23 protein-coding genes and 1 pseudogene are annotated in these 18,936 nt (G+C 63.3%); 16 read left to right on the forward strand and 8 right to left on the reverse strand.

Annotated elements, in window-relative coordinates:
- Together ABIB06_RS30860 and ABIB06_RS30865 are read right to left on the reverse strand one after the other, a co-directional pair.
- The coding region (locus tag ABIB06_RS30860; protein WP_354051777.1) for a transposase at positions 1-240 on the reverse strand (240 nt) is incomplete at its 3' end.
- 77 nt (positions 241-317) lie between these two features.
- Positions 318-1,256 (reverse strand): LysR family transcriptional regulator, encoded by a 939-nt coding sequence (locus ABIB06_RS30865; RefSeq protein WP_247446539.1) that lies wholly within the window; start codon positions 1,254-1,256, stop codon positions 318-320.
- Positions 1,257-1,468: 212 nt separating this feature from the next.
- Between ABIB06_RS30865 and ABIB06_RS30870 the strand changes: the two genes are divergently transcribed.
- The 12 genes from ABIB06_RS30870 (at position 1,469) to ABIB06_RS30925 (ending at position 12,155) form a co-directional block, all read left to right on the forward strand.
- A complete protein-coding gene (locus ABIB06_RS30870) occupies positions 1,469-2,548 on the forward strand; it encodes an ABC transporter ATP-binding protein (protein WP_354051775.1) in 1,080 nt (359 codons plus the stop codon).
- 35 nt (positions 2,549-2,583) lie between these two features.
- Positions 2,584-3,300, forward strand: coding sequence for an HAD family hydrolase (locus ABIB06_RS30875; RefSeq protein ID WP_354069793.1), 717 nt, complete (start codon positions 2,584-2,586; stop codon positions 3,298-3,300).
- A 15-nt stretch (positions 3,301-3,315) separates the two neighbouring features.
- Entirely contained in the window at positions 3,316-4,623 is a 1,308-nt protein-coding gene (locus ABIB06_RS30880; RefSeq protein ID WP_247446535.1) for an NAD(P)/FAD-dependent oxidoreductase, read from the forward strand.
- A 28-nt stretch (positions 4,624-4,651) separates the two neighbouring features.
- Positions 4,652-5,698, forward strand: a complete 1,047-nt coding sequence (locus ABIB06_RS30885) for an ABC transporter substrate-binding protein (RefSeq protein WP_247446534.1) — start codon at positions 4,652-4,654, stop codon at positions 5,696-5,698.
- A 68-nt stretch (positions 5,699-5,766) separates the two neighbouring features.
- Complete coding sequence (locus tag ABIB06_RS30890; protein WP_247446545.1) at positions 5,767-6,579, forward strand: ABC transporter permease; 813 nt, start codon at positions 5,767-5,769, stop codon at positions 6,577-6,579.
- Positions 6,576-7,361, forward strand: coding sequence for an ABC transporter permease (locus ABIB06_RS30895; RefSeq protein WP_247446533.1), 786 nt, complete (start codon positions 6,576-6,578; stop codon positions 7,359-7,361). The genes ABIB06_RS30890 and ABIB06_RS30895 overlap by 4 nt, the downstream gene beginning before the upstream one ends.
- Before the next feature lie 164 nt (positions 7,362-7,525).
- The gene (locus ABIB06_RS30900) at positions 7,526-8,131 is read left to right on the forward strand and encodes a phospholipase effector Tle1 domain-containing protein (RefSeq protein WP_247446532.1); all 606 of its coding nucleotides are present in this window, start codon (positions 7,526-7,528) and stop codon (positions 8,129-8,131) included.
- Between the two features lie 149 nt (positions 8,132-8,280).
- Positions 8,281-8,658, forward strand: a complete 378-nt coding sequence (locus ABIB06_RS30905) for a hypothetical protein (protein ID WP_247446531.1) — start codon at positions 8,281-8,283, stop codon at positions 8,656-8,658.
- A 9-nt stretch (positions 8,659-8,667) separates the two neighbouring features.
- Positions 8,668-9,117: a hypothetical protein gene (locus ABIB06_RS30910; RefSeq protein ID WP_247446544.1), complete on the forward strand. Its 450-nt coding sequence runs from the start codon at positions 8,668-8,670 to the stop codon at positions 9,115-9,117.
- A 3-nt stretch (positions 9,118-9,120) separates the two neighbouring features.
- Complete coding sequence (locus tag ABIB06_RS30915) at positions 9,121-9,846, forward strand: SOS response-associated peptidase (protein ID WP_354051770.1); 726 nt, start codon at positions 9,121-9,123, stop codon at positions 9,844-9,846.
- 153 nt (positions 9,847-9,999) lie between these two features.
- A complete protein-coding gene (locus tag ABIB06_RS30920; protein ID WP_354051768.1) occupies positions 10,000-10,407 on the forward strand; it encodes a hypothetical protein in 408 nt (135 codons plus the stop codon).
- A complete protein-coding gene (locus ABIB06_RS30925) occupies positions 10,308-12,155 on the forward strand; it encodes an exonuclease domain-containing protein (RefSeq protein ID WP_354051767.1) in 1,848 nt (615 codons plus the stop codon). Before ABIB06_RS30920 ends, ABIB06_RS30925 begins: the two co-directional genes overlap by 100 nt.
- Before the next feature lie 274 nt (positions 12,156-12,429).
- Here ABIB06_RS30925 and ABIB06_RS30930 read toward each other — a convergent pair whose 3' ends face one another.
- On the reverse strand, positions 12,430-14,121 hold the full coding sequence (locus tag ABIB06_RS30930; RefSeq protein ID WP_247446528.1) for a recombinase family protein: 1,692 nt from the start codon (positions 14,119-14,121) through the stop codon (positions 12,430-12,432).
- A 239-nt stretch (positions 14,122-14,360) separates the two neighbouring features.
- Here ABIB06_RS30930 and ABIB06_RS30935 point away from each other — a divergent pair, with 239 nt between their 5' ends.
- The gene (locus ABIB06_RS30935) at positions 14,361-14,630 is read left to right on the forward strand and encodes a hypothetical protein (protein WP_354051764.1); all 270 of its coding nucleotides are present in this window, start codon (positions 14,361-14,363) and stop codon (positions 14,628-14,630) included.
- Between the two features lie 54 nt (positions 14,631-14,684).
- Here the strand turns inward: ABIB06_RS30935 and ABIB06_RS30940 are convergent.
- From ABIB06_RS30940 to ku, 4 genes and pseudogenes are all read right to left on the reverse strand, one after another.
- Positions 14,685-14,998: pseudogene (locus ABIB06_RS30940) on the reverse strand (DUF1330 domain-containing protein).
- Between the two features lie 76 nt (positions 14,999-15,074).
- Positions 15,075-15,380, reverse strand: a complete 306-nt coding sequence (locus ABIB06_RS38935; RefSeq protein ID WP_456664274.1) for a hypothetical protein — start codon at positions 15,378-15,380, stop codon at positions 15,075-15,077.
- A 262-nt stretch (positions 15,381-15,642) separates the two neighbouring features.
- Positions 15,643-15,870 carry a hypothetical protein gene (locus ABIB06_RS30950; protein WP_247446525.1) on the reverse strand — a complete coding sequence of 76 codons (228 nt, stop codon included), beginning with the start codon at positions 15,868-15,870 and terminating at the stop codon, positions 15,643-15,645.
- Positions 15,871-15,890: 20 nt separating this feature from the next.
- Positions 15,891-16,820: a non-homologous end joining protein Ku gene (ku, locus tag ABIB06_RS30955; RefSeq protein ID WP_247446524.1), complete on the reverse strand. Its 930-nt coding sequence runs from the start codon at positions 16,818-16,820 to the stop codon at positions 15,891-15,893.
- A gap of 165 nt (positions 16,821-16,985) precedes the next feature.
- Between ku and ABIB06_RS30960 the strand changes: the two genes are divergently transcribed.
- From ABIB06_RS30960 to ABIB06_RS30970, 3 genes are all read left to right on the forward strand, one after another.
- Positions 16,986-17,210, forward strand: a complete 225-nt coding sequence (locus ABIB06_RS30960) for a hypothetical protein (RefSeq protein WP_247446523.1) — start codon at positions 16,986-16,988, stop codon at positions 17,208-17,210.
- 1 nt (position 17,211) lies between these two features.
- Entirely contained in the window at positions 17,212-17,460 is a 249-nt protein-coding gene (locus ABIB06_RS30965; protein WP_247446522.1) for a hypothetical protein, read from the forward strand.
- A 290-nt stretch (positions 17,461-17,750) separates the two neighbouring features.
- Positions 17,751-17,951, forward strand: a complete 201-nt coding sequence (locus ABIB06_RS30970) for a hypothetical protein (RefSeq protein WP_345946939.1) — start codon at positions 17,751-17,753, stop codon at positions 17,949-17,951.
- An 84-nt stretch (positions 17,952-18,035) separates the two neighbouring features.
- Here ABIB06_RS30970 and ABIB06_RS30975 read toward each other — a convergent pair whose 3' ends face one another.
- Positions 18,036-18,824 (reverse strand): GGDEF domain-containing protein, encoded by a 789-nt coding sequence (locus tag ABIB06_RS30975; protein WP_247446521.1) that lies wholly within the window; start codon positions 18,822-18,824, stop codon positions 18,036-18,038.
- Positions 18,825-18,936: the final 112 nt, after the last annotated feature.

The following is an 18,936-nucleotide window of genomic DNA, read 5'->3' on the forward strand; positions in this document are numbered from 1 at the left end:
CATCAGCTGGCGTTCCGAGCGGATGCCGTAGAACACCTGCAGCAGCAAGGCGCTCAGCAATTGCTCCGGAGGGATCGAAGGACGTCCCTCGCTGGTGTATAGCTTTCCAAGGCGGTTCAAATCACTCAAAACATCCCGGACAAGTTCCCGGACCTTCCGCAGCGGATGGTTCGCTGGCACTCGCTTATCCGGCGCGATGTACGAAAACAGGCCGCCCTGATCCGTAGACCTGCCGCGCATGATCGTCTCCGCCGATTCGAGATGACAAAGTGAATCATCAAGTCCCCTCCCTGGCGAGGGGGTTCTTCAGCAGAGTGCTAGTAGCACGCCGCCATCGCGCCGAGTTTCGGATAGAGCTTGTCGATGGCCGCGATCTCGCTGCGCATCTGGGCGGTGATCCAGTCGCGGATCTCCGCGGCGATGGGGCGCATCGGGCGATTGCGCGGCGGCAGGAATTCGCAGATGCGGCGGGTGGTGGTGAGCCTGTCGGAGGCCGGCACCAGCGCGCCGGTCAGCAACCAGTGCGAGGCGACCGTCAGCCAGCCGAGCGCGATGCCCTGGCCGAGCAGCGCTGCCTGCATCACGATGGCATAATCGGTGAAGCTCAACGCCTTGGCGGCGCCGCGGCGGCCCTTGAGCAGCGACGAATAATCCGCGGCCCAGTCGCCCGGCGTCTCGGCGAGGCGGATGATGGTGTTGCTCTCTGCGGGATCGGTCTCGCCGAGATAGCTGGGGCTGCACATCGGCAGCATCACTTCCTTCATCACCAGCGTGCCGCCGGAGGATGGCTCTTCGCGGTCACGAAAGCGCATGCCGACGTCGACATTCTCCACCGGTCCGCGCAACGCGCCGGAGATCAGCTGGAAGCGCAGATCGACCTGTGGGAATTGCCGCTGCAGCTTGTCGATGCGCGGCATCAGCCAATGCGTGGTGAAGGCGGAGGAGACCGACAGCGTCACCGTCTCGGTGCCCTTGCGGCGCCGCTCGATCTCGATGAGGCCGGTTTCGATGCTGCGAAAGCCTTCGAGCACGCGGCGATACAACAGCTCGCCTTCCTCGGTCAGCACCGCGCGCCCCGCTTTGCGGTCGAACAGGCGGACGCCGAGATGCTCCTCGAACTGGCCGAGCATGCGGCTCACCGCCGGCTGGGTGACATTCAATTCGGCGGCGGCAGCCGTGAAGCTGCCATTGCGCGCTGCTGCGTGGAAGACGAACAGGGCGTTACTGGAGGGCAGCATCCGGCGCAGCTCGGGCATAACGCCATGTTATGAGCGCGGTGAGAATTTGGCAATTGCCGAGTTTTGCCAAGTCTGGTGACATTGGCATCGCAGCCCAAAGATAGGGCGTTCGGGAGAAGATTTGGTGCGGCGCACGCTGCGGCCGTGAATGCTCCAGGACGCTGTCTATAATGCAGGCTCATGGCGCGCAGTGAGGCACGCCATTGCAGCGAACGAGGCGAGGTCGATCGTTGGACAAGCGGGCGGAAAGCGTCGAGATCAGGTCCGCGAGCAAGGCGTACGGCGCCGTTCGCGCCCTCGACGACGTTTCCCTCAATGTCGGCGCCGGCGAGTTTGTGTCGCTGCTCGGTCCCTCCGGCTCCGGCAAGACCACGCTGCTCGGAATACTGGGCGGCTTCATCCTGCCGACTTCGGGCACAATTCTCTTCGGCGGCCGTGACGTCACCTACATGCCACCGCACAAGCGCGACATCGGCGTGGTCTTCCAGAACTACGCGCTGTTCCCCCATATGAGCGTCGGCGAGAACGTCGCCTTTCCCTTGCGGGCACGGCGCCTGCCGAAAGCGAGCTGGCCCGACAAGGTGCGCGCGGTGCTTTCGATGGTCGGCCTCGCCGGCTACGAGGAGCGGGGCATTGCGCAGCTCTCCGGCGGCCAGCGCCAGCGCATCGCGCTCGCGCGCGCCATGATCTTCGAGCCGCGGCTGATCCTGATGGACGAGCCGCTCTCCGCGCTCGACAAACAGCTCCGCGAATCCATGCAGATCGAGCTGCGCGCGCTGCACCGACGTATCGGCGCCACCATCATCTATGTCACGCATGATCAGCGCGAGGCGCTGACCATGAGCGACCGTGTCGCGGTGATGAAGGACGGCCGGCTGATCCAGATCGATGAGCCCGAGCGGCTGCACGATCATCCCGCTGATTCCTTTGTCGCGAGCTTCATCGGCGAGGCGACGATGCTGCCGGTCCGCCGCGTCGATGCCTCCAGCGTAGCGCTCGGCAACGCGCTTTTGCGCAGCGCCCGCGCCATTCCCGACGGCGACGCGCTGATGCTCGCCGTGCACAGCGAAAAGCTCCTGATCGACGATGGCGCGCAGGATGCCGCCTGCAACCGCTTGACCGGGACGGTCACCGACATTGTCTATCAGGGCGAGAGCCTGCGCATTTTTCTTTCGCTCACTGACGGCATCGCGCTCAGCCTGCGCCAGCCGAGCTATCACCAGGCCTATAGCCGCATCCCGCCGCTCGGCGGCAGCCTCACCGTCACCCTTCACCCCGAGGACACCATCGTCGTGCCCCGGACGAACTGAACCCACGCCTTGTCCAACCGAGAGAATAAGCCAAAATGTCGACCCAAGCCGCTTTCAGCAATTTCAAGATTCTCACCTTCGACGTCGTCGGCACCTTGATCGATTTCGAGACCGGCGTGCTCTCCGCGGTGCGCAGGATCTCCGGCAAGTCGCCGACCGAGCTCAGCGACGACAAGATCTTCGAATTCTACAAGCGCGGCCGCGACCAGCATTACGAGCGCTCCAGCGAGGTGATGTTCCACGTCTATCGCCACCTGGCCACCGAGCTCGGACTGCCGGCTGACGATGCCTCCTGCGACGTGTTCCAGCTCTCGGTGCTGCGTTGGGGACCGTTTGCGGATTCGGTCGAGGCGCTGAAGCGCCTGCGTACCAAATTTCGGCTGGTGGCGATGACCAATGCGGACCGCGTCGCGCTGTCCTGCTACGCGCACGCGCTCGGCAATCACTTCGACGACACCGTCTGCGCCGACGACACCGGCGTGGCAAAGCCGAACCCGGAGTTCTTCGCCTACAACAAGGGGCGTCAGTCCGCTTTCGGCTACAAGCAGTCCGATATCCTGCACGTGGCGCAGAGCCAGCACCACGACATCGGGATCGCGCGGAAGCTTGGCTACAAGGTGTGCTGGATCGAGCGCCGCCAGGGCATGGCAGGCTTTGGCGGCACGCCGGCCGTCGAGACGCTGACCAAGCCGGACTTTCATTTCCCGACGCTGAAGGCGCTGGCCGACGCGGCCATCGGGCCTGCGGCGTAATCCATGAGCGCGGGCATGACACGGGACTGGAGCGCGCTGCCATCGGCCAATTCGCTGTGGGAAGCCACGGCGGGGCCGGCGCGCGCTTTTCCCGTGTTGTCGGGCGAGAGTAAAGCCGATGTCGTGATCATCGGTGCGGGCTATACCGGCCTGTCCGCCGCGCACCACATCGCCAGGAGCGGCCTGTCGCCGGTCGTGCTGGAAGCCAACCGGCCCGGCTGGGGCGCGAGCGGGCGCAATGGCGGCGTGATCACCGCAAAATTCCGTCTCTCGTTCCGCCAGATCGACGCCACCCATGGCCGCGCCATGGCCAAGCGGATGTATGAGATCGCGCATGAATCGACCGATATGGTCGAGGAGCTGGTGTCCGAATTCGGCATCACCAGCGCAAACCTGACCCGCACCGGCCAAGTCAAGGCCGCGCATAACGCGACCACGCTGAAGGCTGCGATCGACGAAGCCAATTGGATGGCGGGCGAGATGGGCGACGCCGAGCTCCGCATCCTCGACAAGCGTGGAGTGCGCGACGAGACCGGCTCGGACATCTTTGTCGGCGGCGTGCTCAATCCCGGCTCGGGCGGCATTCATCCGCTGAACTATCTGCGCGGCCTCGCCGATGGTGTCGCGCGCCGCGGCGTTTCCATCTTCCAGGAATCGCCGGTGATGAAACTCCGGCGCGAGCAGGGCGGCATCGTCGCCGAGACGCCGCAGGGCGCGGTGCGAGCAAAACAGGCGATCATCGCCACCAACAGCTATTCCGATCTCAGCGGCGCGACCGCGCATCTACAGCGCACGCTGATCCCGTTCCGCAGCGCCCTCATTGCCACCGAGCAGCTGCCGCAGAATCTCGCTGGCAAGCTGATGCCGACCGGGCGCACCTACACCGAGACCAAGCGGATGATGCGCTGGTTCCGCATGGTCGACAACCGCGTGATTTTTGGCGGCCGCGGTGCCTTCGGGAAGCAGGACTCGAAAGCCGCCTTCGACGCGCTGCGCAAGGCGATGATCGGCATCTTCCCTGATCTCGCCGATCTGCCGCTCGCCTACAAATGGTCGGGCCTGGTCGGCATGACCTTGGACTCGGTGCCGCATATCGGCCGGATCGACGATCGCACGCTGGTTTCGATGGGCTACAACGGCGCGGGCGTGGCGATGTCGAGCCTGATGGGGCGCTATCTCGCCGCCTTCGTGCGCGGCGAAACGCCCGCGGTCGGGTTGCTCGAGGTTAGCCGCATGAAGGCCATTCCGTTTTATCCGTTGCGCGAGCCCGCCGTGCGCATGGTCGCCGGCTGGTACCAGTTTCTCGATGCGATCGGTCAGTGAGATCTCTTTGGCGATGGAGGAGGCGAGAATGAAGGCGAAACGGAATTTGGGATTGGGCTGCGCGTTGCTGGGCGCGATCGGAGTTACCACCGCGGCGAATGCCGCCGAGCAGATCACTTTCGTCTCGCAGGGCGGCGCCTATCAGCAGGCGCAGACGGTGGCGATCCTCGATCCCTCCGCCAAGAAGCTCGGCATCACCATCAATCAGGATTCCATTCCCGACGCCTGGCCCGCGATCAAGACGCAGGTCGGCAGCGGCAAGCCGATCTGGGACGTCGTCGATACACCTACCGGCTATTGCCTGCGCGGCGGCGAGCAGGGCCTGATCGAGAAGCTCGACTTCTCGAAGATCCCGAACGCCGCGGCGATGCCGGAGGGCTATCGCAGTCCCTATTCGGTGTCCTACGAGTTCTATTCCAGCGTGCTGGCCTACAGCCAGAAGACCTTCCCGAAGGACCCGCCGAACAGCTGGGCCGATTTCTGGGACGTGAAGAAATTCCCTGGCCGGCGCGCGCTGCGCAACCATCCGATCGCTACGTTAGAGGCCGCGCTGATGGCCGACGGCGTTGCGCCTGACAAGCTCTATCCGCTCGACGTCGACCGCGCCTTCAAGAAGCTGGAAGAGATCAAGCCGAGCATCACGGTGTGGTGGACATCGGGCGCGCAGTCGGCGCAGCTCCTCAATGACGGCGAGGTCGACATGGAGATGGCGTGGAACGGCCGCGTCAGCGCGGTCGCGAAGGAGGGCGCGAAAGTGTCGTTCACCTACAACCAGGGCATCCTGCAAAGCACCTCGCTCTGCATCCTCAAGGGCGCGCCGAACCTCGACACCGCCGTGAAATTCCTCAACGAGGCCGTCGATCCCGTGCACCAGGCCAATCTGCCGCTCAACATCGATTACGGCCCGGGCAATCCCAAGGCGTTCGAGACCAGCGTGATCAAGCCGGAGCGCGCCGCCCAATTGCCGAGCGAGCCGGCCAACGCGGCCAAGCAGGCGCTGATGTCCTACGCCTGGTGGTCCTCGCCGGCCGGCGAAGCCGCCGAGAAGCGCTGGGCCTCGTTCATGCAGAAGTAAGCGAGGCAGCGTTGACGATGTCTGTGCCAGATCCATCGCAAAAGCATCAACGTCGTGAGCACGGCCTGATGCTGGCACTGGTGTCGCCGGCGCTGCTCGTGATTTTGCTGCTGATCGTGCTGCCGGTCGGCTGGCTGGCCTGGCAGTCGATCTACCATGACGGCTTCACACTGGAGAATTATCGCCGCGTCTTCACCGAGGACATTTACTGGCGGAGCTTTGCGCTGACCTTCGAGATCAGCCTCGCGGTCACCATCATCGCGCTGCTGCTCGGTTACCCCGTGGCCTATCTCGCCAATTCCGTGCCGAAAGGCTGGAGCATCCTGATCCTCTCGCTGGTGGTGCTGCCGTTCTGGACCAGCGTGCTGGTCCGCGCCTATGCGTGGCTGGCGCTGCTCCAGCGCACCGGCGTGATCAACCAGTTTTTGCGTTATCTCGACGTCATCTCCGAGCCGTTCGCGCTGGTGCACAACACATTCGGCACAGTGGTCGCGACCGTGCACATCCTGCTGCCGTTCATGGTGCTGCCGCTCTACGCCACCATGCAGAAGATCCCCGGCGATCTCATGCAGGCCGGCGCCAGCCTGGGCGCGAGCCCGTCGCTGACGTTTGTCCGCGTGTTCCTGCCGCTGTCGCTGCCGGGCGTGCTCGCCGGCTGCACCATGGTGTTCGTGCTCTGCCTCGGCTTCTACATCACGCCGGAACTGCTCGGCGGTGGCCGTACCGTGATGGTGTCGATGCTGGTGAGCCGCAATGTCGAGCTCTACAACCAGTTCGGTGCGGCGAGTGCGGTCGCTGTGGTGCTGCTCGCCAGCGTGCTCGTGATCTTCTTCGTCGTCAGCCGCTTCATTTCGCTCGATCGCGTGCTGGGGCAGAAATGACGCGCATCTCGCCCGCACGGATCGCCCTCTACGTGATCAGCACGCTGGTGCTGGTCTATCTGATCCTGCCCGTGCTGATCATCGCGCCGATCTCGTTCTCCAGCGCGCGCTTCCTGACCTTTCCGCCGCCGTCCTTCTCGCTGCGCTGGTATCAGCAATACTTCGCCAATCCGACATGGATGCAGGCGACGCGGGTGACGCTGACAGTCGCGTTTCTCACCGTCGTGATCGCGACCCCGCTGGGTGTCGCAGCTGCCTACGCCATCAGCCAGTCGAAATTGCGCGTCATGCGGCTGATCCATATGATGCTGCTGCTGCCGCTAGTGGTGCCGATCATCATCACCGCGGTCGGCATCTTCTTCGTCTATGCCAAGGTCGGGCTGGTCGCGACCCTGCCGGGCCTCGTGCTGGCGAATGTGATGCTGGGCCTGCCTTACGTCATCATCTCGGTGCTCGCAGGCTTGCAGAGTTTCGAGCCGGCGCAGGAGATGGTGGCGCGCAGCCTCGGCATGAACCGCCTGCGCAGTTTCTTCGCGGTGACTCTGCCTCAGATCAAGTCCAGTGTGGTTGCGGGCGGCATCTTTGCTTTCATCTCGGCAATGGACGAGACCATCGTCGCGCTGTTCATCTCCGGCGGCCAATATCAGCCGCTGACCAAGCGCATGTTCACGGCGCTGCGCGACGAGATCGACCCCACGATTGCCGCGATCTCGACGCTGATGACGGCGGCGTCGTTCATGCTAGTGCTGCTGGCGAGTGCGCGGCAGAAGAAGGGCGAGTGAAGGGGCGATCCTCACCCATTCTCGGTGTCATCGCCCGACTTGAGATCGGGCGATCCAGTATCAAGATTGGGAAGCCGAGCGGTGGCGACGCCGCGCCAGACCGATGGGCCGCGTGTAGCGGATTTCCCCTCTTTCGCCCTCTTTCGCGGGGGATGACAGCTGGAATGTGGGAGGCCGCTCCGGACTCGTTGCATCGGTCACTTCGACGAATTGTGGCATCGTGTCAGGATGTTCGCCGGCATGCTCTTTGCGCGCTCGCCATCGATGAGCATCGCGCCAAGTTCGCCCCCACGATCTGGGACGTCCATCGCAGCACCGCCAAGCCGCGACCACTTTCGAGCGTTGAACAACGTTGGTTCGTGGGCGCGCACGCCAACGTCGGCGGCGGCTATGAGACCGACCTGCTCGCGCAGTCTCCGCTGCGCTGGCTGATGAAGAAGGCGGAATCGCAGGGGCTGGCGTTCCGGTCGGAGGTCGATCTGGACGGCGACGACGTCACCGGGAAGATCAAGAACTCCTATAGTGAATTCATGTATGGCGCCTACCAGATCATTTCCCCACCGTCATTCTATCGAACTATTGGCGCTGCGCCGGATGCGCGCGACGACGGGATCCACACCAACGTCAACGAGACCATCGACGCCAATGTTTTCAAACGATGGCGAGCCGATCCAACCTACCGGCCGCAGAACCTCGTGAAAAGGCCCAGCGCAAACACGTGGATCCAAGCCAGCTGCAGACTTCGGTCCGCGCCGACGATCCCGGCGTAGTCGTGCCTGATCCATAGCCGTTCGGATGCTCGCCGAACTTCCACATTGGAGCCGAGCGGACAATAGGGGCCGTGGTCAGAGTTTCCGACTCGACTGATTGTTCTTGTTATGTTCTTATGCGGCATGACCGACCGCCCGCGAGCTGGCGCATGCCGACACCCCGACAGATGGAAAAGCTGGCCACAGCCGTCGGCAGGAAGGCCCCTGCGGCGCGTGGGTTGAGCCCGGGCGATGACTTGCCGCCCGAATATTGGCAGGCTCTCCTGGACGATGCGGGCGCCGACGCCGGCGATCCGGACCCGGGGCCGTCCGGACGCCTGCTGCCACTGAGCCAAATTCCCCAGCATTTACTCCGAGTGGGCTGCCGGCGCTGCGGCCGGACCGTCGAGATCCAGAAGACGGATGCCGCGCGTTTGTACGGTCCGGAGGCGATCTGGCGGGACATCGGCCAGCGCCTCTTGGACAACACCTGCACGCAGCGGACCGGTCGCCATGAGGAAGACGGCTGCTGGCCGCGATTCGAGTAGGCCTCGGCGATTGCGCCGAAGTACCACCCGACGCCCCTCTCCGGAGGCGACCGCAAGGCCCTCGCTAGGGAACTCGGCAAGTCTCGGGCGATGACCTCGATCCTGGCCGCCCAGTCTGCCGATGCCCGGGCCAAAGGGGAGGCGCTAATCCGACAAGCCGACAGGCTGCTGTGCGAGTCGTGGAACGAGCGCATGTGGGCCAACGGCGAACCGATCGATCCGTCGCCGACGATCGACCAGGCCGTCAACGGTGGCCATCCTTGGCTCGAGATCGAATGTTCGCGGTGCAGGACCAAAAGGGACGTCGACTTGGCCGCGCTGCGCCATCCGCCGACGACCTTCGTGCACGACTTGGCAAGCCGGCTCCGCTGCGGCAAGTGCGCCAAGGCCAATCGCCGGCCGGCGGCCAGGCTGCTACAGTTGGCGCAGCGCCCCCGGCAGGCCGCTCCGGAGACCTGACGGATGTGCAACCTCTATTCCATCACCACCAACCAGGCGGCCATCAGCGCGCTGTTCCGCGTCGTCAACCGTTACGTCGGCAACCTCGCGCCGATGCCCGGCGTCTTCCCGGACTACAAGGCGCCGATCGTCCGGACCGGTGCCGAGGGCCGCGAGCTCGCGACCGCGCGCTGGGGCATGCCGTCGTCGTCGAAAGCGCTGATGGACGCCACCAAGAAGCGCGCCGAGAAGCTGCAAGCCAAGGGCAAGACCGTCGATTTCAAGGAATTGCTCCGGATGGAGCCGGATGGCGGCACGACCAACATCCGCAACGTGAAGAGCAAACACTGGACGCGCTGGCTTGGTCCGGAGAACCGCTGCGTGGTGCCATTCAACAGTTTCAGCGAGTTCAACAAGGCCGAAGGGGGCGACATCTGGTTCGTGCTCGACGAAAGCCGACCATTGGCGTGCTTCGTCGGCATCTGGACCAACTGGACGTCAGTGCGGAAGGTGAAGGAAGGCGAGACGACCAACAACCTCTACGCGTTCCTGACGACGGAGCCGAATGCCGAAGTCGGCGCCATCCACCCGAAGGCGATGCCGGTGATCCTGACGACGCCCGACGAGGTCGAAACCTGGATGACGGCACCGGCGGACGAAGCTTTGAAGCTGCAACGGCCGCTTCCGGACGGGGCGCTCCGGATCGTCGCCCGCGGCGCGAAGGAAGATACCGCACCTGCGCTTTCCTAACACCGCGCGAGTCCGGGTCCTGGGTTCGTGCGGCGGAAGGACGGCGCAGCCGGCGAACATCGACGGGCATTCTAGAGCCCATCGAGGCGCTTGACTCCATGCATGCCATTCGAACAAAACTAGAACGAACGATTCCCTCCGCGAAGGTACCGCTTGGCCAAACTGCCGCAACTGCCCGTCTACTATTACCTCGACCACTTCGCCGAGATGCTCGGGTTCGTGCAGCGGACGTATGAACCCGTTCTCGGTCCGGATCATCACGCGTTCATAGCGCGGTTCGAGCGCCTCTCGAGAGACGCCCGATGCCTGTTGGTTCGTATGATCAACCGGCGTGGTGCCATATTCAACCGATCCCTGTTCAACTACTCCGAGATCGATGACGTCGAGCGGGCAATCTTCGATTTGACAGCGGCCGGTCACGCGCGCGCGCTCGGGGAGGCCGACTATGCGGCTTTCGTCTCATGCCTGCCGAAGGACGTCCTCGTCACAGGCGCGCAGGCGGCGGCCGAGGAGATGTGCGCAGATCATGGTCGAAGCCGAAGTTCATCGACTACTATCTAGAGCTTATCCCCTTTTCGGTCGCGGCGCAGCACTGCGGCGCACACAACTTCATCGCGCTCGATGGAACGCGGCCGATCCAGTTTCTGCTGTACCTGTATTTCGGCAAGACCGAGGTGAGCTTGAAGAACTTCGCGCTGCGCGACCTGGGGATCCTTCGCACCAATCGCGAGACCTCGTTCAGCGCGCGCTTCACCGATGCGGAGGAAGCGCTTGCCTCGTTCCACTACAGCCAGGTTCTCGACAGCCTCGAAGAAGGATCAGAGCCCGTCCACAGGCGGGCCGCCATCGACGTGCTCACCGGGCCCGCCTGCGGGACCCAGTTCGGCGGCGATCTGCGCAATCGAGCCGCGCATCAGACGGGACTCTTCTTCGAGAAAGCGGGCGAGAGCGATCTTGCCCGACAGCTGTACCGGGCGGGGTCTTCGCCGGACTGCAACGAGCGCCTGGTTTGCCTGCTTTACAACACCGGCGATCGGATCGGAGCCGAAGAACTGCTGCACCGGATGATCGATGATCCCGCCAGCGACGGGGAGCACCTTTTCGCCACCGACTTCTACGCCCGCAAGTTCGGCGGACGGCGTACGGGCCTCTACACCGAAGTGTTGCGGTCCGGCCGCGCGATCACCGTCGACGACACTTATCGCGGCAACCCCGAAGCCGGCGTCGCCGGCGTTCTGCGGCGCGAGGGCACCAAGGTTTTCTTCGCTGAGAATGTGCTGTGGCAAACTCTGTTCGGCCTGCTCTTTTGGGACGAGCTCTTCGAGAGCACCCGGATGCCCAGCGGGTTCGATTGGCTACCCCATTGCCTGAAGGACCGCAGCTTCCGTCGGCTGTTCGCCGCGACGATTGACGAGAAGCTGGCTGCCATCACGTCCGGAGCTACTCTTCCGTTGATCCTCCGCACCGTCGCAGCGAAATGGGGCCGCCCAAATGGGATATTCAGCTGGGATCACGTGCAAGTGGACGCGCTGCGCGCGCTGCTCGAAGGATCCGATCCGGCTGGCATCGCCAGCATCATCGGCAGCATGTGTGACGACTTCCGCGGGATGCGAGACGGTTTCCCCGACCTGATGCTGGTGCAGGACGGGAAGGCGTCCTTCATGGAGATCAAGGCGGAAGGGGATGTGATTCGCCGTAACCAGTTGACCCGCCTCCGCCAACTCGGCGCCGCTGGCATCATGGCCGAGATCGGCCGGGTCGATTACCGTTTCGACCCCGCGCAGGATTACGTGGTGGTCGATATCGAGACGACCGGCTCCTGGTCGAACGGCGATCGCATCACCGAGATCGGTGCGGTGAAGGTTCGCAATCACTGCGTCGTCGACGAATGGCATTCTCTCATCCATCCGCAGCGCTCCATTCCCGCAAAGATCGTTCAGCTGACCGGCATCACGAACGAAATGGTTCGCGACGCGCCTTTGTTCGCAGAAGTTGCGGATCCATTCATGGAGTTCATGGCCGACGGCATTTTCGTCGCCCATAATGTCAGTTTCGACTACGGCTTCATCGCCTACGAATTCGAGCGGATTGGGCGACGCTTCAGATTCCCGAAGCTCTGCACGTGCGCCGGAATGCGGCGGCGCTATCCGGGACACAAATCCTACGGACTTGGAAAGCTTTGCGAGATCTACGGCATAGACCTCAAGAATCATCATCGCGCCTTGTGCGATGCGAGGGCCTCGGCGCAGTTGTTGAATCTCATCAATCGGAAGCGGAGCGAAGAGAGACACAGCGCTGAAGCAGCGTAAGGTCTCTGATACGAAAAGCTGCCAGGAACCGCGCCGTGTGGCCGATATTCAAGCGAATCCAGTCGATCGTGACAACAGTTCATTAGCCGCAGCGTTCAGGCTCATTTCTGATAAAGAGAAATATCACTTGCTCCGTCGGGCAAAACAGTGGTTCATAAGGCGCTGGTCCTAGCTGACGAAGGAACCAGCCCGATGGCAAATGACGTCCACACTTCCTCGGAACTGTCCAAGATTGCGAAGCTGAATGGTGACTTCCGAAGGAATTACGGCACGCTCATCGGAGCGATTTTGTATCTCCGCACCGTGGGCGCCGCCCGCAGAAGCCGTTGGCTTTGGGCCGGCCTGATTTCGATCGCTTTTTCGACGGTTCTGAGCTGGTTGGGGCGGCACGGTTGGTTTTTGCCAGCGTTGCCTTGATGGCACCGAACAATGCCCCCTTTTCCTCGTAAAGCGCGCCCCGACGTCGACGAAGGGAGTCAGATGAGAGCCAGACATAGCGTCCTGACCTCAACGGTGCAGGCAACAGCACGTAGTCCTCGATCTCCCGATTCGCCGCATCCAACCGCATCACGGCAAGTAGGCCCGATGAGATCTGCCTTCGGTAGGCTTTCCATTGCGCAGCGTGGTCCTTTCCACGATGCGCCAGTCGTCGCGCGACCAGAAACGAAACCACCCGCGCGCCTCCGACATCAAGCCCGATGCCGTCCGGAACAAGATCAGCCTGGAGACCAAGTTCCGTTCGCAGCGCCTCGGCGAGTTCGCTGGCATGCCTCGATTGTTCAGCGGCCCAAAAATCCCGGTTATCGATCCAGTCGCAGTCGCGCGGCGACACATATCCGATCAGCGCATAGGCCTTCCGCAGCGAACCGAAGTGCTTCACGTACGAGGAGACGTGATTGAGACCCAGCGTCGTATTGATGATGCGCGAGTTGAGCTTACCCCGCCGGCGGAGCGCGAGACGAAGGCGCAACAGCATCTCATCTTCCGGAATCTCCACGCGCCGCTCGGCCAGCAGCTTATGGGCGCGTGAGAAGATGCCCGGATCGACGATAGGCTCGATGGCGGCAGCGCCCCGGACCCAAGCGTTGTCCGGATTCTTGACCAGCTTCTGCCCCAAGCGTCTCGAGGTACGATTGTAGATAGTCTTGCCGATATAATTTTCGTTGCAGAGAATTGTCGGTATCATACCATCGGTCCAAGGTCGGCCATTGTGATTGGCGATGCCCGCGTCGTTCAGTTGGCGCCTGATATCGCTGTACGATTTCCGACTGTTGACGAACTGGTCGAATATGCATCGGATGACCTCCGCCTCTTCGGCAGAACCATGCTGCAGCCGAACGCGATCCGACTGCAGAGCCTTGTACTGACGCTTCTCAAGCTGGCCCTTCGGATGCTCGCTTTCGTCGACCATCAAGCGTCTGAGGCCGTAGCCGACGGGAGCGCCAACGCGGTATCCAAGGCTCGCCACCCGGCAGTGTCCGGCGTGCACCTTGACGGAGAGCTCTCGGCTCCACTCGGCGGCCATGCCGCGCTTCAGGCTTTTCGCGATCCCGGAAACAAAGGTGCCGTCGTTCTTGAATATCTCCGCGCAGTATTCGACCTGGACGCCGCTCCGCTTGCACAGGAATTCGTAGTAGGCACTCTCGTCGACATCTTGGAACCGGCCCCAGCGACTGACGTCGTAAACGAGGATGTGGTCGAAGTCGGCTCGGCCCGATTGAACATCTTCGATCAGTTCGATGAGACCAGGACGCCCCTTGATCCGGAGGCCGCTGCGGCCCTCGTCGCGATAGGTGCGCACAATCGTGAGCGCGTTCGTCTCGGCATAGGCGGCTATGACCGCCATCTGGTTCTGGATCGAGTAACGCTGGAGCTCCCTCGACATTCGAACGTACTGCGCAGCACGGCGCGATCGGGTCCGCCTCGCCAAGCTTGTCCCTTTGGGAACAACGAGCCAGTTACCCATGCACCCCTCCTGCCACTTCAGAGGTACCCGCAATTGCAAATACACCTCCTGCGGCCGGGATAGCAATGCTTCCAGAAGCACTGAGCGCGCCTCATGCCGGGGCCGGAAGTTGGCTTGTGCACAGAGCCGCGGAACACGGGGACAAACCTCAGCCCTGCCGATTGCGAATCCCTGCTGCGTGCTAACCGCCCGGAACGAGAAGACGGGCGAAAGGATTCGTCCCGGCAGGAGCAAGCTCGATGCTGTTGACGAAGGAAAGACGGCCGGCGAACCGCACGCTGCGCGGCTGGGCGATCAACGTGCTGCAGGAGGCCGGCGCCATCCACGAATGCGAGGAACACGGTTGGGCGCGTGACCGCGCGGATCCGCATGCACGAGAGCGTGCCTTCGATATCACCAGACAGGAGCTGCCGTCTGGGGTCCCTCCGGACGATGCCGTCGCGGAAGTGCGCGAGGTACTGGATTCGATCGGCGACAGCTGTCCGGAGTGTCTGCCGGAAGATGTTTGATACCGTGAACCGTCCCGGCATTACTGCAGGACGTCCGGGCGCCCCGATTGATTTCTAGGTGCCGGGGAAAGCCCAACCGTTTATAGTGGCGATCCCTTCGCGCAGCTTCTTTACTGGAACGTATTCCGGCGATTCCCACCATGAATGGATTGCTTCCATGGACGGAAACTCGAACATCACCACCGGTCGCTCGTCGTGCTCGCCCTCGAGGACATCGACCTTGGCGCCCCGCGCGACGACTTTGCCGCGAACTTCACCATCAGCGGAACGACGGCTTCACGGTATTTCTGATACTGAGCTTGGTCGGTGACCGTCACTTGGACGACAAAATAAGCTGTCAAAATGGCCTCCCTGCTCAAAGGGCACATCAAACCGCAATCAGAGCATGCCGACAAGTAGGGGTATTTGCCTTCCAGTCACGACGGTAGATCGGATGTTGCCGGCCTACGCCCGGGCGCTGCGCAGGGCGCGCTTCAGCTTCTCCCGCTCGCTCGCCCATTTCGCGTCTTCGGCTTCGATCCGCTTTTCGATCGCAGCCCGCTCGGCATTGAGTGACTCGGACCGTTCCTGGTGCTCCCGCTCCTTCTCTCGCGCTGCCTCCTCCCTGCGCCGGTCCGCATCGCGCCGTTTCTGCTCGCGCTCGAACTCCGCGGCGGCCTTGCGAGCATCCTCCATGCTGATCTTTGGAAGCGGTGGCTTGTTCGAGGCCGAACCCCCAGGTTTCTTCGCGCGACTTTCTTCCTGGTCCAAGTCCGGCAATTCGGCATGCTCGGCGAACCGACCGCTCGATCCCGCCGGCGCTTCAGCACCACGCCGGGCTTCGCCATGGTGGCGGCGACGACTTCCGGATCGTCGGTCTCTTTGGCGTGCCCCTGATGGAAGAGTTACTGCCTCCGCCCCACGCCTCGAGCGCCGCTTTCATCGAGCGCGCGGCGATCGCAAGATCGTAGAATCCCAGCGAGGTCTGATACGTCTTGAGCTTTCGCGCCATGTCGCGCCCGCTCGCTGCTCGTCAGCGCCGGCGGGCGACCCACATTCCCAGCACGAACGCGACGGCGAGCGATTGCAGGGGCGCCTGGACGGTTACCCTGCGGAGGCGGTCCGCCCAAACGATGGCGGCATCCTTCGCGGGCTGGGCCGGTCGCCGGCGGGCCCCGGAGGTCTGCTCGTTGCCGTCCATCTCGTTCGTCAGCCCGGAGGCTTCGGTCATTGCCGAGGCTTCCTTCAAATCCATATCCATGCGGCTCTCCTATTCCGTCGTTAGGCGGTCTTCCGCTGCGGCTTGGCCGCCGGCTTCTTCGCCGCCGCATCCTTCGCCGGCTTCTTGCCCGCGATCGGCATCAGCATCTCCTTCTGGCCGGCCGCCGCCTTCTTCGCCTTCTTGACCGGCTTCTTCGGAGCCTTGGTCTCCGCCGTCGCGGCGCCGACGCTCTTGCGCAGCGCGTCCATCAGGTCGACGACGTTCTCGCCGCGCGGACGCTCCTTCGGAGTGATCGGCTTGCCGGCGCGCTTCTGGTTGATGAGATCGATCAGCGCGGTCTCGTAATGGTCCTCGAACTTCTCGGGGGCGAACCGCCCGGCCTTCTGATTCACGATGTGCCTGGCGAGATCCAGCATATCCTTGGTCACCTTCACGTCCTGGATCTCGTCGAAATACTCCTGCTCGCTGCGCACCTCGTACGGATAGCGCAGCAGCGTGCCGACCAGCCCCTTGTCCATCGGCTCGAGCGCGATGATGTGCTCGCGGTTGGTCAGCACCACCCGTCCGATCGCGACCTTGTCCATCTCGCGGATGGTCTCCCGGATCACCGCGAAGGCGTCATGACCGACCTTGCCGTCCGGGCGGATGTAGTAGGGGCGGATCAGGTAGCGCGGGTCGATGTCAGTTCTGCCGACGAACTCGTCGATCTCGATGGTGCGCGTCGATTCCAGCGCGATCTCCTCGAGCTCCTCCTTGGAGACCTCGATGTACTGGCCTTTGTCGAGCTCATACCCCTTGACGATGTCCTCGTTGGGCACCTCATCGCCGGTGTCGGCATCGACCTTCAGGTACTTGATCCGATGGCCGGTCTGCCGGTTGAGCTGATTGAACGAGATCTTCTCGCTCTCGGACGTGGCCGGATACAGCGCAACTGGGCAGGTGACGAGGGACAGGCGAAGGAAGCCTTTCCAGTTGGCGCGCGGGGCCATTACGCAAAACTCCTCGAGGGCGGCACGGATTCAAGACGATTCAATTGGTCTGGTTCCGACAATCGCCCGTCCTGCCCTCGATTCATCTTTAACGGGGCATCCCGCCGCGCCAGCGGAAGTAGCGGTCTGCTTGACTAGCATCGAACAAAGAGAGAACATTGGGGCATGGCCGCCCCCGAGACGTCCGCGCCCGCCCCTGACGACCTGGAGGCCGCCGCCGACCTGGCCATCGCGGCCTGCGGCGGTGACGCTCGGGAAGCCGTCAAGGCGCTGATCGTGGCGAACAGCTTCCTGGAAGTCCAGGTCGACGAGCTACGGGCGGCGGTTTCCGCCGGCTACGCGCGCGGCCGGTTCGAGGTACTGCGCGATCGAAAGGACTGGTACGACTGAGATGGCTGAGGTCACCTACTACGTCGCCCTGCCCTTCGTAGCGGCCGATGACGGCATCGCCGCCGGCGAGGCGGTCGAGTGCTTCAATCCGAACGCCGCCGTTATGCAGGCCGAGGCGCTCGCGCGCAAGCCGGGCCACGTCGGGGCGGTGGCCTTCAGTCGCAGCGGGGACCCGGCGACCGGCGAATTCGGCGACGCCAAGGGCATCCGGAAGTTCGGCGAGGTGCCGGACGATCTGAGCGCGCTGTGACTCCCGATCAGTTCTTCGCCTGGGTGACCGCGCACGAAGGTCGCTTTGAACTCGTGGATGGCGAGATCGTGATGCTGGCCCCGGCCGCACGACGGCACGACCGCGTCGTCGTGAATCTCCTCACCGCCATTCATGGCCAACTCCGTGGAGGTCCATGCCGGCCACGCGACGCATGCCGGATCTGGGCGTAGACTGCGGACGCCCGGAGGATCAGTCGTTGATGGCCGTCGCCGGCGACGGGCGGGTTCGACCTGACCGTAAAGCTTTCGGAATATCAGTCCGTATCGCGCGTGGACCACATCCTGTTCGTGGATACCGAAAATCCGCGCGTGCTTCTGTATTCGCGCGTCAATGGCTTTTGGAAGGACCGCCTGGTCGAGGGGCTCGATGCCGTCATCCAACTCGAAAGGCTGAACGTGACACTCGGCCTGCGAGATATCTACGACGGACTGGAGTTGCGGCCGCGACAGCCGATCGGAGGAATGCCGTGAAGGTCGCCGAGCTCATGGGATGTCGACGAATTCAACAGCTGATGCTGCTGAACGAGGCCGCCGTAGGTCCGGCACGCCCTCGGGCTACGCCGCGATGGAGTCCACCAGGACGTCCGCCCGGACCACGCGATTGCGACCTCGATGCTTGGCCGCATAGAGCGCCTGATCGGCCATCCGCATGATCTTGCCCAGATCTATTTCGCCATGGGATTCGGCGAGCCCGATGCTGATCGTCACGTTGGTCGAGGCACCTTCAGCGACGACTGCTTCGGCGGCGCAGGCCTGCCGCAGATCTTCGGCGTATTGGGCAGCGCGTTCCTTGGACACCCCGGTCATCACAACGGCGAATTCCTCGCCGCCATGCCTTGCCACCAGCATCTGCCTTCGCTCCGCGAAGGAGCACAACACCTGCGCCACCGCGATGAGCACCTTGTCTCCGAACTCATGCCCGAACTGGTCGTTGATCGCCTTGAAGCGGTCGATGTCGCACATCAGCACGGTGGTCGGCAGGTTCGCATCGCGCGCCTTGGTCAAGGCCGATTCGGCGGCCTGATCGAAGCCCCGTCGGTTGAGCAGTCCGGTCAGCTGGTCGGTGCCGGAGATTCGCTGCAGTTCGGCGCGCGTCAGCGCCAGCTCGCGCATCGTCAGCGCGGACCGGTAGCTCAGGGCCGCCGTCAGCAGCCCCGAAATCATCATGCTGATTAGGATGGACGATTTGGTCACGAAGCCGACGCGCACCAAGGCATCCGGATCGGGTCCGAACTGCAGGAGGCACAGGGACAACGTCAAGACGACGGTCAGGCCGACGCTCACGGCGGAACGGCCCATCGTGTGGCGTAGCGCGTCCCGGTGCGTAATGATGTCGATGGCCATGGCTCTGCCGTCGTAAAGCGGCCAGCATCCGCCCCCTCACCTTCAAGGCAGGTTAAGGCACGCTCCGCTCCGAAGACGCCGTTAACGCCGACCTAAAGACGAAGCTCAAATT

Origin of the sequence: Bradyrhizobium sp. LB8.2, assembly GCF_040548035.1 — a bacterium.
Lineage (GTDB): Bacteria > Pseudomonadota > Alphaproteobacteria > Rhizobiales > Xanthobacteraceae > Bradyrhizobium.

What these genes read in the sequence shown, in the direction of transcription:
- ABIB06_RS30890 (WP_247446545.1), top strand. Translation starts at nt 5,767, where the DNA reads ATGCTGGCACTGGTGTCGCCGGCGCTGCTCGTGATTTTGCTGCTGATC.
- ABIB06_RS30935 (WP_354051764.1), top strand. Translation starts at nt 14,361, where the DNA reads ATGCTGTTGACGAAGGAAAGACGGCCGGCGAACCGCACGCTGCGCGGC.
- ABIB06_RS30885 (WP_247446534.1), top strand. Translation starts at nt 4,652, where the DNA reads ATGAAGGCGAAACGGAATTTGGGATTGGGCTGCGCGTTGCTGGGCGCG.
- ABIB06_RS30950 (WP_247446525.1), bottom strand. Translation starts at nt 15,870, where the DNA reads ATGGATATGGATTTGAAGGAAGCCTCGGCAATGACCGAAGCCTCCGGG.
- ABIB06_RS30895 (WP_247446533.1), top strand. Translation starts at nt 6,576, where the DNA reads ATGACGCGCATCTCGCCCGCACGGATCGCCCTCTACGTGATCAGCACG.
- ABIB06_RS30965 (WP_247446522.1), top strand. Translation starts at nt 17,212, where the DNA reads ATGGCTGAGGTCACCTACTACGTCGCCCTGCCCTTCGTAGCGGCCGAT.
- ABIB06_RS30925 (WP_354051767.1), top strand. Translation starts at nt 10,308, where the DNA reads ATGCCTGCCGAAGGACGTCCTCGTCACAGGCGCGCAGGCGGCGGCCGA.
- ABIB06_RS30865 (WP_247446539.1), bottom strand. Translation starts at nt 1,256, where the DNA reads ATGCCCGAGCTGCGCCGGATGCTGCCCTCCAGTAACGCCCTGTTCGTC.
- ABIB06_RS30930 (WP_247446528.1), bottom strand. Translation starts at nt 14,121, where the DNA reads ATGGGTAACTGGCTCGTTGTTCCCAAAGGGACAAGCTTGGCGAGGCGG.
- ABIB06_RS30960 (WP_247446523.1), top strand. Translation starts at nt 16,986, where the DNA reads ATGGCCGCCCCCGAGACGTCCGCGCCCGCCCCTGACGACCTGGAGGCC.
- ABIB06_RS30900 (WP_247446532.1), top strand. Translation starts at nt 7,526, where the DNA reads ATGTGGGAGGCCGCTCCGGACTCGTTGCATCGGTCACTTCGACGAATT.
- ku (WP_247446524.1), bottom strand. Translation starts at nt 16,820, where the DNA reads ATGGCCCCGCGCGCCAACTGGAAAGGCTTCCTTCGCCTGTCCCTCGTC.
- ABIB06_RS30915 (WP_354051770.1), top strand. Translation starts at nt 9,121, where the DNA reads ATGTGCAACCTCTATTCCATCACCACCAACCAGGCGGCCATCAGCGCG.
- ABIB06_RS30880 (WP_247446535.1), top strand. Translation starts at nt 3,316, where the DNA reads ATGACACGGGACTGGAGCGCGCTGCCATCGGCCAATTCGCTGTGGGAA.
- ABIB06_RS30905 (WP_247446531.1), top strand. Translation starts at nt 8,281, where the DNA reads ATGCCGACACCCCGACAGATGGAAAAGCTGGCCACAGCCGTCGGCAGG.
- ABIB06_RS30975 (WP_247446521.1), bottom strand. Translation starts at nt 18,824, where the DNA reads ATGGCCATCGACATCATTACGCACCGGGACGCGCTACGCCACACGATG.
- ABIB06_RS30875 (WP_354069793.1), top strand. Translation starts at nt 2,584, where the DNA reads ATGTCGACCCAAGCCGCTTTCAGCAATTTCAAGATTCTCACCTTCGAC.